The organism is Pseudoalteromonas sp. bablab_jr011, from assembly GCF_016464045.1.
Classification (GTDB): domain Bacteria; phylum Pseudomonadota; class Gammaproteobacteria; order Enterobacterales; family Alteromonadaceae; genus Pseudoalteromonas; species Pseudoalteromonas lipolytica.
The window spans coordinates 1-15,634 of record NZ_JACDWU010000019.1 but is presented as its reverse complement, the minus strand read 5'-3'; the positions used below and the strand labels follow the sequence as shown (position 1 = coordinate 15,634).

The following is a 15,634-nucleotide window of genomic DNA, read 5'->3' as shown; positions in this document are numbered from 1 at the left end:
GCAGCGCTGCGAGATATTAGTTACTTAAAAGGTTTATTTGGCATTGTAATTGGGCTACGCAGCGATCATTTAAAAATGTCATATTAGGCTCGCTTTAACTATCAAGTTTGGCACTGAGACATATCCAACGATTAAACCTTAATTGGTGAATAACTAACATTATTTATTTGCCTTTGTTATGTGTAATGCAAACTCATTTTTTATTGGCGAGTACCGATTAACGCATCTTTGTGCAAAAACGCGCTGCCGTGAGTTTTTCTCAAAGCTGAAATTTAATGTCTTTTTTCTTAACTGAAATTTCAAAATAATTGCCCCACATGTTTATAAATGCCTAACTTATAGGCACATCCTCGAGATTTTTCCTTTATTTTTGCCCAACATAAACGAATTGTTACAGCTGTCATATTTTTGTATTTTTTACGCAACACGCTTGTCATTTTTCATCGTTAGACTTTCGCTCATTAAAACAACCCCACTAGCAAATTAAGCTAATTTAACGAGTAAAGGTGTATGCGATGAAAGGCGTTAAACCACTGATTTTAGCAGGTATTGTAGCGGCATCTGCAGCAGTACATGCAAACGATCTAGATAAAGTAATTGATAAAAGTAGTGAGATAAATAAATCTGCTGCGCAATCACAAACTAAAATCGACAAGATTGCAGATTCAATGCAAGGTCGTTTACAACAGTTCAAAGCCCTAAACAAAGAAATTGACGGTTTAACTGTTTATAACGCACAACTTACCAAGCAATTAAATAACCAGATTGCTGAAATGGACGCGTTAAACGAGTCTATGGATCAGGTATCGGTTATCGAGCGTCAAATCACGCCGTTAATGATGCGCATGATCACAGGCCTTGACCAATTTGTTGCACTGGACGTGCCTTTCTTAACTGAAGAACGTAGCAAGCGTATTGCATCATTAAAAGAAATGATGGACCGCGCAGACATCACATCAAGTGAAAAATTCCGCCGCTTACTGGAAGCCTACCAAGTAGAAGTTGATTACGGTCGTACTATCGAAGCGTACACCGCATTACTTGATGTTGATGGTCAAGAGCGCGAAGTTGACTTTTTACGTATCGGCCGTTTAGAGCTTATTTATTTAACACGCGACGGCAAAAAAGCAGGTAGCTGGGATAAAGAAACAAAATCGTTTGTTGAATTACCCGATTCTGCAATCAGTCAAATTAGTAAAGGTTTACGTATCGCGCGTAAGCAACTTGCCCCAGATATGTTAACACTGCCAGTCCACGCTGCTGAATAAGAGGTTTGAGATGAAATTATTAACGACAATGACAAAAATGGCCGTGTTTGCAGCTGGCCTTGGTTTTGCGGGTAGTAGCTTTGCTGCTGAGCCAATGGATTTAGACTCATTACTAAAAACATTAGAGCAAGGTAAAGCACAACAAAGCGCTGAGAATAAACAGCGTGAGCAAGCGTTCATGGCGCGCCAAAACGAACAAGTGCAAATGCTTAAAGATACACAAGCAAAGCGTAATGCCATGCTTAACGAGTCGGAGCGTTTAGAAACGCAGTTTGAAGAAAACGAAGTAAAACTTGCTAACTTAACCGAGACACTTTCAAACCGCATGGGTTCACTTAAAGAGCTATTCGGTGTGTTACAGCAAGTTGCGGGTGACTCAAGCAACAAATTCATGACCTCTGTTGTTTCTGCTGAGCTACCAGGTCGTAGTAACTTCATGGATGAGCTTGCTCAAAAAATGGGGTCAACGTCGAAGCTTGCTTCAATCGATGATATTGAAAAAGTATGGTTTGAATTACAACGCGAAATGACTGAGCAGGGTAAAGTGTCTCGCTTTACGACGGATGTTATTGTTGAAGGTGGCAGCAAAGCACAAAAAGAAGTGGTGCGTGTTGGTGCATTTAACTTAATCGCGGATGGTAAATACCTAGAGTACACGCCAGCGACCAACACAATCAGCCAGCTTACTCGCCAACCAAGCAGCCGATACACAGCGACGGCATCGGATCTTCAACAAGCTAACTCAGGTGTTGTGCCGTTTGCACTTGACCCAACAGGTGGTTCAATCTTAGGTCTTTTAGTTCAAGCTCCAGACACCGAAGAGCAAGTTCACCAAGGTGGTACTGTCGGTTACATCATTTTAGGTGTTGGTTTAATTGCCTTATTAATCGCACTTGAGCGTTTTGTATCACTGATGATTATGGGTGGCAAAATCCGTCGTCAGCTTAAAGACACGGTTGCACGTGATGACAACCCACTTGGTCGTGTAATGAAAGTGAAAGATCAATACCCAAATGTAGCGTACGACACACTTGAGCTTAAATTAAGCGAAGCAATCATTCGTGAAATGCCAAAAATTACCCGTAACCTAACGCTCATTAAGATTATTTCTGTGGTAGCTCCGTTATTGGGTCTACTTGGTACGGTAACCGGTATGATTAATACCTTCCAAGCAATTACCTTGTTCGGTACAGGTGACCCTAAACTAATGGCTGGTGGTATTTCTCAGGCACTTGTAACAACGGTACTGGGTCTGGTTGTGGCTATTCCAACGGTATTTTTATACACACTTCTTAACACGCGCTCTAAAAACATGCTGTTAATTTTACAAGAGCAAAGCGCAGGTATCATTGCAGAGCGAAGCGAGAAAGGAGCGTAAATCATGGTGCTATTGATTGATGCAATCAATGCTCTACGTGATTTCCTCGACACGGGTGGCCAAGTTCTCTTGGTCATCGGGGTCCTCATCTTCGCGATGTGGTTATTGATACTTGAGCGTTTTATGTATTTCTTTGGTGGCTTTAAACGCTACAAAAAAGACGTAAAAAGCACTTGGAACAATCGAGCAGAGCGTAACAGTTGGAACGCAGAGCAAATTCGCCAGGCGATGATTTCACGCGCTGGCATGCAACTAAATAATAACCTTGCGCTAATCAACGTAATGGTTGCGTTATGTCCACTTTTAGGTCTGTTAGGTACTGTTACCGGCATGATCGAAGTATTTGATGTAATGGCAATCACAGGCACAGGCAGTGCGCGTTCGATGGCGTCAGGGGTGTCTAAAGCCACTATCCCAACAATGGCGGGCATGGTGGGTGCACTTTCAGGGGTGTTTGCATCAACGTATTTACAACGTCGTGCAAAACGCGAAGTGCAATTACTTGAAGACAACATGGTCTTAGACCACTAAATGAATTTTAGGGTGATGTAAAACACCACCCACTAGGAGACAAATAATGAGAGCGCCACTAGGTAACTTATTTCAAGAAGACGATGCAGAAGAAATCAACATGACACCAATGCTAGACGTTGTTTTTATCATGCTTATTTTCTTCATCGTAACAGCATCATTCGTAAAAGAAGCCGGTATTGATGTTAACCGCCCTGAAGCGGCAACCGCTGTGAAAAAAGAGCGTGCCAACATTTTAGTTGCTATTTCAGACAAGGGTGAAATTTGGATTAACAAACGCCAAGTAGATATCCGTGCGGTACAAGCAAATATCGAGCGCTTAAAAGCTGAAAACCCTCAAGGTAGCGTGGTTATTCAAGCTGATAAAAAAGCCACAACCGATGTACTGATTAAAGTTATGGATGCATCGCGAGCTGCAGGCGCATTTGATGTGTCGATTGCTGCGCAAGAAGCATCATAAGGAATGTGAGCGATGCGTTATATAGTTGCATTAATCATCGCTGGTATCGTGACTGTCATGCTGTTTTTAGGCATGCAGGCACTGATCACCGGCGGTGAAGGGGCCATGTCTGAGCCCGTAAAAGGGAACGTACTTGATTTTGTTCGTCTGAAAAAAGAAGAGACAGTGCAAAAGAAAGAGCGTAAACCACAAAAGCCACCAACGCCAAAAGAGCCACCACCGCCAATGGAATCACCGCAAATGCAAAACAGTGATCCCAATGCAAGCAATGCAAACTTTGACTTTGGTGCAAGCGTTGAAGCTGACGTTAACTTATCCGGTGGTTTAGCACTTGAATCAAGCGACGGTGAATACTTACCCATTGTAAAGGTAGCGCCTGTATATCCGCGCCGAGCACTATCGCGTGGTATCGAAGGTTATGTAATTGTTGAGTTTACAGTAACCAAGCAAGGCACCGTGCGTGACCCTAAAGTGATTAAAGCGGAACCTGAGTCACTGTTTGACCGCGCTGCAATGGATGCTGCACTTAAATTTAAATATAAACCGCGCGTTGTTAACGGTGAAGCCGTTGAAGTAGCGGGCGTACAGAACAAAATTTCTTTCCAGATTAACGGTTAGAGAAGAGGAATGCGATTATGAAACCTTTAAAAGTTGCCGTGATTTGCGCGGCTGCTTTCACAAGCAGCCTTGTAGTACCAAGCGTTGTTAGTATGTTACCAGGGGTAACATTGGCTACAGCTTATGCCGAAGAGCAAAAAACCAAACGCGTACCTGCACTGCGTGAAAAAGTGTATAGCCAATTGGCGCGTGCTCAAAAGCTGGCTGATGATGGTGATGCAAAAGCGGGTCTTGCTGCCTTAGATAGCATAAAAGAGCGTTCATCAAGTATGAACTCGTATGAAATTGCCATGATGCATAATTTCTACGGCTTTATTTACTACAACGAAAACGATCTTGGTAAAGCAATTGCGTCGTTCGAAAAAGTCGTGGCAGAAGAAGAAATCCCTGAAACATTGCGCGTAAGCACCACGTTTAGTTTAGCGCAATTAGCGATGGCAAATAGTGACTACGATAAAGTAATTACGTATTTGGATCAGTGGGAGAAAATCAATGATAAGCCAAAAACAGATGCGTATTACGTATTAAAATCTCAAGCTTATTATCAGCTTAAAGATTATCAAAAAGGCATTGAAAACATTAACCTTGCTATTGCAGAAGCTGACAGCAAAGGTGAAATGCCAAAAGAAAACTGGCTAATTTTACAACGTGCAATGTACTACTCACTCAATCAATCTGACAAAGTGGTTGAAGTGCTAGAGCGATTAGTGAAGCTATACAATAAACCTGAGTACTGGGTTCAATTAGGTGGCATGTATGGTGAAACAGGCGCAGAGAAAAAGCAGTTAGCAGTGTTAGAAGCCGCGTATCAGCAAGGCTTTTTAAAGTCTAAATCTGATTTACGCCAATTATCACAAGTGTATTTATACAACGGTCTTGCTTATAAAGCGGCGAATGTGATGAGTAAAGCCATGAAAGACGGTGTCGTTGAACAATCTGCTAAAAACTATGCTTTTGTTGCAGAAGCCATGGTGCAAGCAAAAGAAGACGAAAAATCACTGCCGTATTTTGCTAAAGCTGCTGACTTAGTGCCGCACGGTCAGTACGACCAGCGTATCGCAGAGGTGAGCATTAACCTTGAAAAATACGACGAAGCAGCAGATGCAGCCCGTAAAGCACTTGATAAAGGCGGCTTAGAGTTTGAATCGAATGTGTATGTAGCCTTAGGAATGGCACAGTACAATTTACAAAACTTTGATGCCTCTATTTTAGCGTTTGAGCAAGCGGAAAAGCACAAAAAGTCACAGCGTTTAGCTGAGCAATGGATCAAGTACGTGAAGCGTGAAAAAGTACACGCCGAAACGTTACGTACCGCATTGCTCTAATTTGTATTCAACAGGCAAGCGTACAAAATAACTTAATTATAATCGCAACACCAAAGCTGCCTTCGGGCGGCTTTTTTCCGTTGTTTAATTTAAGTTAACCCTCTAATTTTAAAGTCAATTACATTGTCATTTTATGTTTATTAAAATGTAACCACTTTGTCATACAGCTCCCGTAAGGTAGTCGCAGTTTAAAACTCAAGTGACCCAAAAGCATTACTTTACAGTGCTTTTTGGTGACTTGAGTTTATGCGCTAACACAATAATTAAATATCTATCTTAACGGAGTGAACAATGAAATTATCTGGCTTATTCAAGGTTAGTCTTGTAGCGACAGCAATCTCACTAGCAGGTTGTGGCGGTGGTGATATCAACATCAACGTAGAAGAAACGGTCGAACAACCAACTACACCTACTAACCCAACTACACCACCAACCACGGAAGAATTACCCGGTGTATACAGCCAAAGCCTTTCGAACGAAGTATCTGCTGCATTAGGTCGTGATGTAACAGTACAAGTTCTTTCAGGTGTAATCACAGAAGATACAACATTATCGACAGACGCATTCTGGGCCCTTGATGGTGCTGTTTTCGTTGGTAACGATAAAGCAGACAGTGCAACATTAACTATCGAACCAGGTGCCGTTGTATTTGGTAACAATGGTTCTGATTATTTAGTAGTGAGCCGTGATTCAAAAATTGAAGCGACAGGGACGAAAAATGACCCAATTATCTTTACTTCTAAACAAGACGTAATTGGTGAAGAAACATCAGCTGGCCAATGGGGCGGTATGGTGCTTCTTGGTAACGGTATCTCTAATAAGTGTCCTGCTGAAGGCGATTGTGCTCTACAAGTTGAAGGTGTTGAATCAGGTGCTGTATTCGGCGGTACAGACAATACAGATAGTTCAGGTACTTTAAAGTACGTTGTTGTTAAAAATGCGGGTTATGAAATTGCACCAGATAATGAACTAAATGGTATTACATTTGGTGCTGTTGGTTCTGGTACAACGGTTGAGTACTTACAAGTTCACAACAACTCAGATGATGGTGTTGAATTCTTCGGTGGTGCGGTAAATCTGAAGCACGTTGTATTAACAAGCATCGACGATGATAGCATCGACTGGGATAATGGTTACCAAGGTAAAATGCAATTCGTTTATGTTGAACAAGATCCAGATTCAACAGATGCAAACCGTGGTATCGAAGCAGATAACGACGGTAGCACACCTTCTAAAGAACCAAAATCATTACCAATCATTTCTAACTTAACAATCATCGGTAACAACTTCGACGGTGAAGACGATGCAGAAGGTATCTACCTTCGTGAAGGTACAGGTTTACACCTTTACAACTCTGTGATCACTGGCTCTGACGAAATGGGTGAGTGTTTAGAAATTGAAGGTGCTGAAGACGGTGCAAGCGAAACAGTTAACAACGCTAACGATGGCACTATCTTAATGCAAAACACGTTTATGTCGTGTACCAATGGCGAAAACTTCAAAAACCCAGTTGATGGTAGCGGTAATTCATTACTAGAGCTTGAAACGTGGTTTACAGCACAATCTGGTAACGTAATCAATGATAAGCCAATGCTTGGTGCAAACGGTCAACCAATTGCGGGTTCTCCATTACTAGGCGCGGGCCAAGATGTAGCAAATACTGTTGATGCGTTCTTTGATACAGTTGACTTTGTTGGTGCATTAAATGACTCAGATGACTGGCGTGAAGGTTGGGCATTTGGTTACGGCGGCGGTGAAGTAACTGCACCAGCAGCTGTAGCAGGTTGTCCATCAGGTACAACGTCAATTTCTCCAGTTGATGGCAGCACAACAACATGTGAAGTGTCTGGTCGCATTACCGCTGATTTAACTCTTACTGCGGGTAACTACTACGCATTAAGCGGTGCAGTATTTGTAGGTGAAGATAATGCTGATTCAGCTACTTTAACAATCGAGCCAGGCGTAACAGTATATGGCCGTACAGGTGATGATTATTTAGTAATTAGCCGTGGTTCGAAAATTAATGCTAATGGTACTAAAGATGAGCCAATCTCGTTCACTTCAAGCCAAGATGTTATGGGTGGTACTACAGCCGCTGGTCAATGGGGTGGTTTAGTTCTTCTTGGTAACGCACCATCAAACAAGTGTCCAGCAGAAGGCGATTGTGCACTTCAAGTTGAAGGTGTTGAGTCAGGTGCGGTGTTCGGTGGTACTGATACAACAGATAACTCAGGTACGCTTCGCTATGTTCGTGTGATGAATGGTGGTTACGAAATCGCACCAGATAACGAATTAAACGGTATCACGTTCGGTGGTGTTGGTTCTGGTACTACTGTTGAGTATGTGCAAGTTCACCAAAATGCGGATGACGGTGTTGAGTTCTTCGGTGGTAACGTACAAGCGAAGTACTTAGTACTAACAAGCATTCAAGATGACAGCATCGACTGGGACAATGGTTTCCAAGGTAAAATGCAGCACATCCTTGTTAAGCAAGCAGCTGATAACTCAGATGCAAACCGCGGTATCGAAGCCGACAATGATGGTTCTTCACCTTCTAAAACACCTAAATCTAACCCAACAATCGCTAACTTAACAATTATCGGTAACACCTTTAAAGGTGAAGATGACGGTGAAGGTATGTACTTCCGTGAAGGAACTGGCGCGCAAATCTATAACGCAATCGTAACGGGTCCTGAGGGCATGGGCGAGTGTCTTGAGATTGAAGGCGCTGCTTCTGGTGAAAGTGAAACAGTTAAGAATGCACAAGATGGTACGTTAATGATTAAATCATCAGTGATTGCATGTTCTGAAAACTTCAAAGACCCAAGCGGTGTAGATTTCAGTGTTGAGAACTGGTGGACAAACACATTAGGTAACTTAGTTGCTACAGGTCAAACGCAAGTTGTAAATGGTATTTTTACTATCGATACAACCACAGCGACAGACGTTAAAGCAATCGACGGTTTCTTTGATACAACAACGCACATTGGTGCAGTATCTGCTGATAACAACTGGACTGAAGGTTGGACGGTAGGTCTGGAATAACACAGTAAGCGAGGTGCTAAACAGTGCGTTTAGCACCTTTAAATAACTTTCTGTAACGTATTTCAGATAGAGGTAAACATGAAACAATATTCAAAACAGTTCAGCTTAACAGCACTCAGTGCAGCCATTTTATGTGGCTTGACTGTCTCGGTACACGCAGCTGAAGCAGACGAAGAAGCTGTTCTCGAAGAAGTTGTTGTAAGTGCAAGTCGGTTGAAAGGCACTGCAACAGCTGTTCTAGAAGAGCGCAAACAGCAAGCTTTCGTTGCTGATATTATGGGTGCTGAGCAAATTTCTCGTAGTGGTGATAGTGACGCTGCAGCAGCGCTTCGCCGTGTAACAGGTTTAACACTTGTTGATGGTAAGTTCATTTATGTTCGTGGTCTTGGTGAGCGTTATTCAAGTACACAGCTCAATAACTCTGCTGTACCAAGCCCAGACCCTACACGTTCTGTATTACCACTGGATTTATTTCCATCAGGTATTATTGAAAGCTTATCAGTACAAAAATCATATTCACCATCGATGCCTGCATCTTTTGGTGGTGGTAACGTTGATATCCGCTTAAAAAGCATTCCAGACCAATTTGTTTTTGATGTATCAGGTCAGCTTGGCTATAACACCAACAATTTTGACGATGGTCTTGAGTACAACGGTGGCTCTGATGATTGGTATGGTGTTGACGATGGTACGCGTGAAATCCCTCGTCCTATACTAGATGTATATCAAAGCGGTCAATCGCTTGATGATTTAACACCTGAGCAAAGCCGCGCTTTAGCGATGTCGTTAAATCGCGATTATGATCCAAAATCAGCAAAGGTTGATCCCAATACTAAGTTCACTGCAACGTTAGGTAATAGCGTTGAATCAGATAAATGGCGCTACGGTTTCTTATCGTCGTTTAGCTACGATAATAAGCATGTTGTTGCAGACGAATATCAAGGTCAAGGTTTCTTAATTGGTGACAATTCAACAACCATGATCCGTGGTTATGACCAAGTGCTTAGTACCGAGCATACAGTTAAAACATCTGGCATGATCACTGTCGGTGTAGAGTATGATAAAGCGCACAAAATTGACTACACAGCCTTAATCTTACGGGATACTGAAGATCAAATATCAGACCGTTTAGGAATAGACCAAAATAACAACACGTCGGATAACAAACGTGTTCGTTCGTATGATGTGCGTTATGAAGAGCGTGAGTTAATTGTTAATCAATTAAAGGGTATGCATACCTTTGAATGGTTAAATTACGCGGGCTTTGATTGGAAGTACTCAATGGGTCGTTCAAACCGTTATGCACCAGGTAACATGGAAACTCGCTTCATTGTTACTGATGCAAATGAAGACGGCTTTTACGATACTGTCAATGAAAGTGCATTAACCAATGCGACAACCGCGGCGCGTTATACATTCCAAGATTTGGACGATGAAGTAGAAAACTACGGTTTTAACTTTACACTGCCTATTATGTTAGAGGGCATTGATATCGAGCTTAAATCGGGTGCAGACTTTATTTCTAAGGAGCGTTCTGCGACAAACCGCCGTTTTGATATTAATACACGTGCTTTTTCAGATGTTGATTTAACGGGTAGTAAGCTAAATACAATTTTATCTGATGATGTACTTACTAATGCAACACTGACACAGCCAATCTTAAACGATACAACGGTTTCTGGGGATGACTACAAGTCTGCGCAAAAAGTAGATGCTTATTACTTTGAAGCAGATTTATTCTTCAATAACACATGGCGGATCAGTGGCGGTTTAAGGTGGGAAGATTTCCGTCAAGTATCTGCTCCTCTTGACCCATTTACTGGTGGTCTTGCATCTTCAATTGATTACGATGAGTTAGATCAACTCGCATTTCGTGAAGACGACGTTTATAGCGCACTTGCTTTAACTTATGTGCAAAACGACGAAACGCAATGGCGCTTAAGTTACGGTGAAACTGTTGTTCGCCCAGATTTACGTGAGATTTCTGACGCGACTTATATCGATCCGCTTACTGAATACCCTGTAGGTGGTACGCCAGGTCTACGTACAACCCAAATCAAAAACTATGATTTCCGCTGGGAAAACTATTTTGATACGGGCGAGAACTTCTCTATTGGTGTGTTCTATAAAGACATGGTTGATCCAATTGAGTCTGTTCAATCACCAGCTCAAGATGGTCCACCACTGGTACGTATTGCGAATGCAGAAGATGGTTATGTTGCTGGTGTTGAATTTGAATACCTGAAAGATTTTGCTTTCTTAGGTGGATTCTGGCAAGACGTGTTCATGACAGGTAACGTGACTTTAAGTGACTCAGAAATCAACATCGACCGTCAGGCGATTGTTGAACAAACAGGGGTTTCTGCAGCGGTTACAAATACAACACGTCGCATGACGGGTCATTCAAAATATGTTGTGAATATGCAGTTAGGCTATGACGCACCAAGTGGTCAGCATGCCTCTACACTAATCTATAATGTATTTGGTGAGCGAATCATTATTCCAGGTATTGAAGGTCAGGAAGATTGGATGGAGCAACCATTTCATTCTTTAGACTTTAACTACACCTATTTCCCTGATTTCAACTCAAGCTTGAAGTTCAAAGTGACGAATATCTTGGGCGCAAAATCTGAAATAGAGTCAGCCGGTACTTTAACGCGTTCGAAAGAGAAAGGCACTGAGTTCTCAATTGAGTACAAATATCAGTTCTAATACTCTGCCCAAGGAAGGATACAATAATAAATCCTAACATTGATTTAGCCCTGCAATAGCAGGGCTTTTTTGTATCCGTATTGAGTAAACAGCATTGCATGTTATGGTAGAGCTTAGTTGTCATAACAGGGATTAAGAATGAGCCTACGATTAATTTTAAATGGTAAAAAAGCAGGCAATGAGCAATTACGCGAAGCTGTCTCTAAATTTCGACAAACAACCCCGTTAGAGGTTCGAGTAACCTATGAAGGAGGCGATGTTGAGCGACTGATTTACGAGGCAAATAAAGAGGGCGTAAAACGGGTTATTGTTGCTGGTGGTGACGGCACGGTCAACGAAGCTGTGAACGCCTTAATGAAAATTGAGCATTCTCAAAGACCAGCACTTGCCATACTCCCAATGGGGACGGCAAATGACTTTGCTTGCTCTGCAAACATTCCGACTGAATACTTGTCGGCGCTCACGTTGGCTTTTGAAGGACATACTCAAGAAGTGGATGTTGTTGAAGTCGATAAACGATTTTTTATTAATGTTGCCAGTGCAGGCTTTGGGGCAAAAATTACCGCCACCACACCGCCAGCACTTAAAAATTTGCTTGGCGGCGGTGCATATACACTCGCTGGGCTTGTTCAAGCGCTGAGCTTTGTTCCTTACAGTGGTCAACTTTCTTTGCCCGATGGTCAGCACAGTTCCGGTGAGATCATTGCCGCTGCCGTGTGTAATGGCCGACAAGCCGGTGGCGGACAGTTACTCGCACCCGATGCGTATATTAATGATGGCATGGTTGATCTTGTTGCTTTCACCTCATTTGCAATTTCAGATGTGCCTGCGGTTATCGAAGAGTTAAGCAACTACCCCAATTCTTCACAAAAGTGGGTGAAACGCTATCAAGTGCCTTGGCTTGAATGGCAAACGCAAACTGAAATGCCAATTAACCTCGATGGCGAGCCAATTACCTCAAAACAACAAACATTTAAAGTCTGTGCTAATGCAGTAAACCTTGTATTGCCAACAGACTGCCCATTAATTAAATAAAATAATATGAAATAATTTTAAGTTCCATTATCTGCGCTGGTTTTGTGCCATTCACAATGCTAGATTAGCTCTGTAAAAATTAAACTCTTACGCAATGGATTTTAATTTTTAACAGCTTAGGTACTTGGAATGAATCAAACAGTGGAACAAACAATGAAAAAAGTAGGATTAGTCGGTTGGCGGGGCATGGTTGGCTCTGTGTTATTGGATCGTATGCAGCAAGAAAATGATTTTTCTCAAATCGACACGACTTTTTTCACCACCTCACAAACCGGTCAATTAGGCCCTGATATTGCGGGCCCAGCAAAACCACTTCTTGATGCAAACGACATTACTGCGCTTTCGCAAATGGATATTATTGTTACCTGCCAAGGCGGCGATTACACAAAAGCCGTTTACCCGCAGTTACGCGAGTCTGGTTGGCAAGGTTATTGGATTGATGCTGCGTCGGCACTGCGTATGAGTGACGACAGTATTATCGTGCTTGACCCTGTAAACAAAGATGTGATTGAACAAGGGTTAGAGCAGGGAGTTAAAACCTATGTTGGCGGCAACTGTACTGTATCACTTATGTTACTCGCGCTTGGTGGATTATTTGAACAAGACTTGATTGAATGGGTCAGCCCAATGACATATCAAGCGGCTTCAGGCGCCGGTGCTCGCAACATGAAAGAGTTAATTGCACAAATGGGCGCAATTCACGAAACTGTTGCTGACAAACTGGCTGATCCTAATGCCGCTATTCTTGAAATTGACAAATTAGTCACCGAAAAAATTGCATCAAGCGATTTACCACAAGACCAATTTGGCGTGCCTTTGGCGGGTAGCCTTATCCCTTGGATTGATGTGCCAATGCCAAGCGGTCAAAGTAAAGAAGAGTGGAAAGCGCAAGTCGAAGCCAATAAAATTTTGGGCACCAGCAAGCAGCCTGTCCCGGTTGATGGCTTGTGTGTTCGTATTGGCGCTATGCGTTGTCACTCACAAGCAATGACCATTAAATTGCGTAAAGATATCAGCGTAGAAAAAATCGAAGAAATTCTTGCGTCTCACAATGAATGGGTCAAAGTTATTCCAAACGACCGCGATATTACAGCAACAGACCTAACACCTGTTAAAGTGACTGGCACGTTGTCTATTCCGGTAGGCCGTATTCGTAAATTAGCTATGGGCCCAGAATATATCAGTGCATTTACGGTTGGTGACCAACTGTTATGGGGTGCTGCTGAACCACTTCGTCGTATGCTACGCATAATTGTTGATGGCTAAAATTAAGTTGTAATAGTTAAATCAGGCTGGCACTTTGCTGGCCTTTTTAAGCAATAAAGGAAAGTAATGCACACACCCAGCAAGTGGAAAATGACACCGGAGCGAGTCTCACAATTTATAAAAACCTATAGCTTTGCGTTGATGGTAGACAGTGAATTTGAAGCCACACATTTGCCTTTAGTATACAAAGCTGATGAGGGGGAATTGGGGACCTTGTATGGTCATGTATCACGTGCAAATCGTCATGGTAAGGGCTTAGATAAAACCTGCGTATTAGTGGTTTTTAGTGGTCCGCATAGCTATATATCTCCAACCTGGTATGCAGAAAAACCTGCTGTGTCGACGTGGAACTACGCTGCGGTCCATGTTCAAGGTGAGGTTGAATATCTTGATAATGAGAATACCTTAGCCTGCTTAGATGAGTTAATTAGCCAGTATGAGCCGAGTATTTTACACGATACCGACTTGCTACCTGCTGATTACCAAGCAAAACTACTGCGCGGTATTGTCGGAATTAAAATTAATGTTCAGTCAGTACAAGCAAAAGAAAAACTTGGCCAACACAAGTCAGCAGCGGATCAACAAGGTGTTGTTGCAGGGTTACAAGCTGATACACACTCAGATGCACAGGCTTTATTGCGCTATATGCTTAAACACGAAATTGGAATAGGCAGCTAATTTGCATCCTGCAAAAGCTGCCAATTGGTTGGAAGGTCATTAGCGCTTGGTTTGTTAAATATTTGTTTCATTACTAGAGGTAAAGCTAGTCTACAATGTATATCTGTCAACCTATTGTCATATCATAAATAAATTAAAGACTTGAACGACTTTGCCTACCCAACTTTGTGCCTAATAAATTTCCAACTATTTATTTGCTCAATTGCAACCACCTCACTATATTTTCGTAAGTACTTAGTTGGAAGTCTACAATGAACATCTCACAAGCCTCACAACTATCTGATTCTACAACACAGCAACAACAAGCTCTTGAAATGGCAGCGACTGCAATTAATGAAATGGCTGCGACAGCCAATGATGTCTCCGCAAGTTGTGCGAATGCAGCAGAACTTGCAACGCAAACACAGCATGCTTCTGAGCTTGGACAAAATCTCATTTCAGAAACTGTAGAGAGTGTTGTGTCGCTTTCTACTGTGATAACAAAAGCGACTCAAGATATCACTCAGCTTGATGCTGAAAGTGAAAATATCATGTCGATTCTCAGTGTCATAAGAGGCATTGCTGAGCAAACAAACTTATTAGCACTGAATGCTGTAATAGAGGCTGCTCGAGCGGGCGATCACGGTCGTGGATTTGCTGTGGTTGCTGATGAGGTTCGTGCGCTGTCGCAAAGAACGTCTGAGTCAACGGAGGAAATAGCAACCCAACTTAGTACGCTTCGCAAAATGTCTGACCAAGTATCCAAAGAAATGGCCGCAAGTTGAAACCGCACTCATAAAACCGTTGAGCTTGCACATTCTGCGCAACAGCAGTTTAGCGAGATCACATCGTCTATTGTCAATATTAGTGACCTTAACACACAAATAGCGACTGCAGCCGAGGAGCAGCAGCATGTAGCAGAAGAGATAAACCGCAATGTTGTCGAAATTAAAAATGCGGCAGACGATGTAAGTGACATTGCACAGAGTGCGCGTCAAAATGGTGAAAGACTTAATCAGCTGTCTGTTTACTTACAGACTTAGTGGGTAAAGTTAAGGTATGAGGTGCAACAGCCTAATGTTGTCTTTTCTGATTCATCTCGGGGTTTAGTAGGTAGTTACACTTACTCTGTTTCCATTTTATTACTTTTTATTGATTTGGTAATACATAAAGGCTAATTTGAGCTTTAGACTGTAAAGGGCCTTGTTGATCAAATGCAGCTCTCTAATAAACTCACTTAACTTACTGATATTTAGGCAGACCAAGGGTGTTGATCTTATTTAGCGCCTTCACTTTGATCATCGCTTCAACCAGTTGGCGATTGTAATCACGCGCATTT

12 protein-coding genes are annotated in these 15,634 nt (G+C 42.3%); all 12 read left to right on the top strand.

Features of this window, described 5'->3' with window-relative positions:
- The first annotated feature begins 515 nt into the window (after positions 1–515).
- The 12 genes from JIG41_RS00455 (at position 516) to JIG41_RS22745 (ending at position 15,080) form a co-directional block, all read left to right on the top strand.
- On the top strand, positions 516–1,268 hold the full coding sequence (locus tag JIG41_RS00455; RefSeq protein WP_074989093.1) for a DUF3450 domain-containing protein: 753 nt from the start codon (positions 516–518) through the stop codon (positions 1,266–1,268).
- A gap of 10 nt (positions 1,269–1,278) precedes the next feature.
- Entirely contained in the window at positions 1,279–2,646 is a 1,368-nt protein-coding gene (locus JIG41_RS00450) for a MotA/TolQ/ExbB proton channel family protein (protein WP_036971873.1), read from the top strand.
- A gap of 3 nt (positions 2,647–2,649) precedes the next feature.
- Positions 2,650–3,177: a MotA/TolQ/ExbB proton channel family protein gene (locus JIG41_RS00445; RefSeq protein WP_065979084.1), complete on the top strand. Its 528-nt coding sequence runs from the start codon at positions 2,650–2,652 to the stop codon at positions 3,175–3,177.
- Positions 3,178–3,223: 46 nt separating this feature from the next.
- On the top strand, positions 3,224–3,637 hold the full coding sequence (locus JIG41_RS00440) for a biopolymer transporter ExbD (RefSeq protein ID WP_063707380.1): 414 nt from the start codon (positions 3,224–3,226) through the stop codon (positions 3,635–3,637).
- A gap of 12 nt (positions 3,638–3,649) precedes the next feature.
- Positions 3,650–4,255, top strand: a complete 606-nt coding sequence (locus tag JIG41_RS00435) for an energy transducer TonB (protein WP_065979085.1) — start codon at positions 3,650–3,652, stop codon at positions 4,253–4,255.
- A gap of 17 nt (positions 4,256–4,272) precedes the next feature.
- The gene (locus tag JIG41_RS00430; protein ID WP_199524093.1) at positions 4,273–5,580 is read left to right on the top strand and encodes a lipopolysaccharide assembly protein LapB; all 1,308 of its coding nucleotides are present in this window, start codon (positions 4,273–4,275) and stop codon (positions 5,578–5,580) included.
- A gap of 291 nt (positions 5,581–5,871) precedes the next feature.
- Complete coding sequence (locus JIG41_RS00425; RefSeq protein ID WP_199524092.1) at positions 5,872–8,625, top strand: hypothetical protein; 2,754 nt, start codon at positions 5,872–5,874, stop codon at positions 8,623–8,625.
- Positions 8,626–8,703: 78 nt separating this feature from the next.
- Entirely contained in the window at positions 8,704–11,337 is a 2,634-nt protein-coding gene (locus JIG41_RS00420; RefSeq protein ID WP_199524091.1) for a TonB-dependent receptor domain-containing protein, read from the top strand.
- A gap of 138 nt (positions 11,338–11,475) precedes the next feature.
- Positions 11,476–12,372 carry a lipid kinase YegS gene (gene yegS, locus JIG41_RS00415; protein ID WP_074989098.1) on the top strand — a complete coding sequence of 299 codons (897 nt, stop codon included), beginning with the start codon at positions 11,476–11,478 and terminating at the stop codon, positions 12,370–12,372.
- 129 nt (positions 12,373–12,501) lie between these two features.
- Complete coding sequence (gene asd, locus JIG41_RS00410) at positions 12,502–13,638, top strand: aspartate-semialdehyde dehydrogenase (protein ID WP_118844918.1); 1,137 nt, start codon at positions 12,502–12,504, stop codon at positions 13,636–13,638.
- Positions 13,639–13,704: 66 nt separating this feature from the next.
- Entirely contained in the window at positions 13,705–14,316 is a 612-nt protein-coding gene (locus JIG41_RS00405) for an FMN-binding negative transcriptional regulator (RefSeq protein ID WP_074989100.1), read from the top strand.
- A gap of 251 nt (positions 14,317–14,567) precedes the next feature.
- Positions 14,568–15,080 (top strand): methyl-accepting chemotaxis protein, encoded by a 513-nt coding sequence (locus JIG41_RS22745; protein WP_249406586.1) that lies wholly within the window; start codon positions 14,568–14,570, stop codon positions 15,078–15,080.
- The last annotated feature ends 554 nt before the right edge of the window (positions 15,081–15,634 follow it).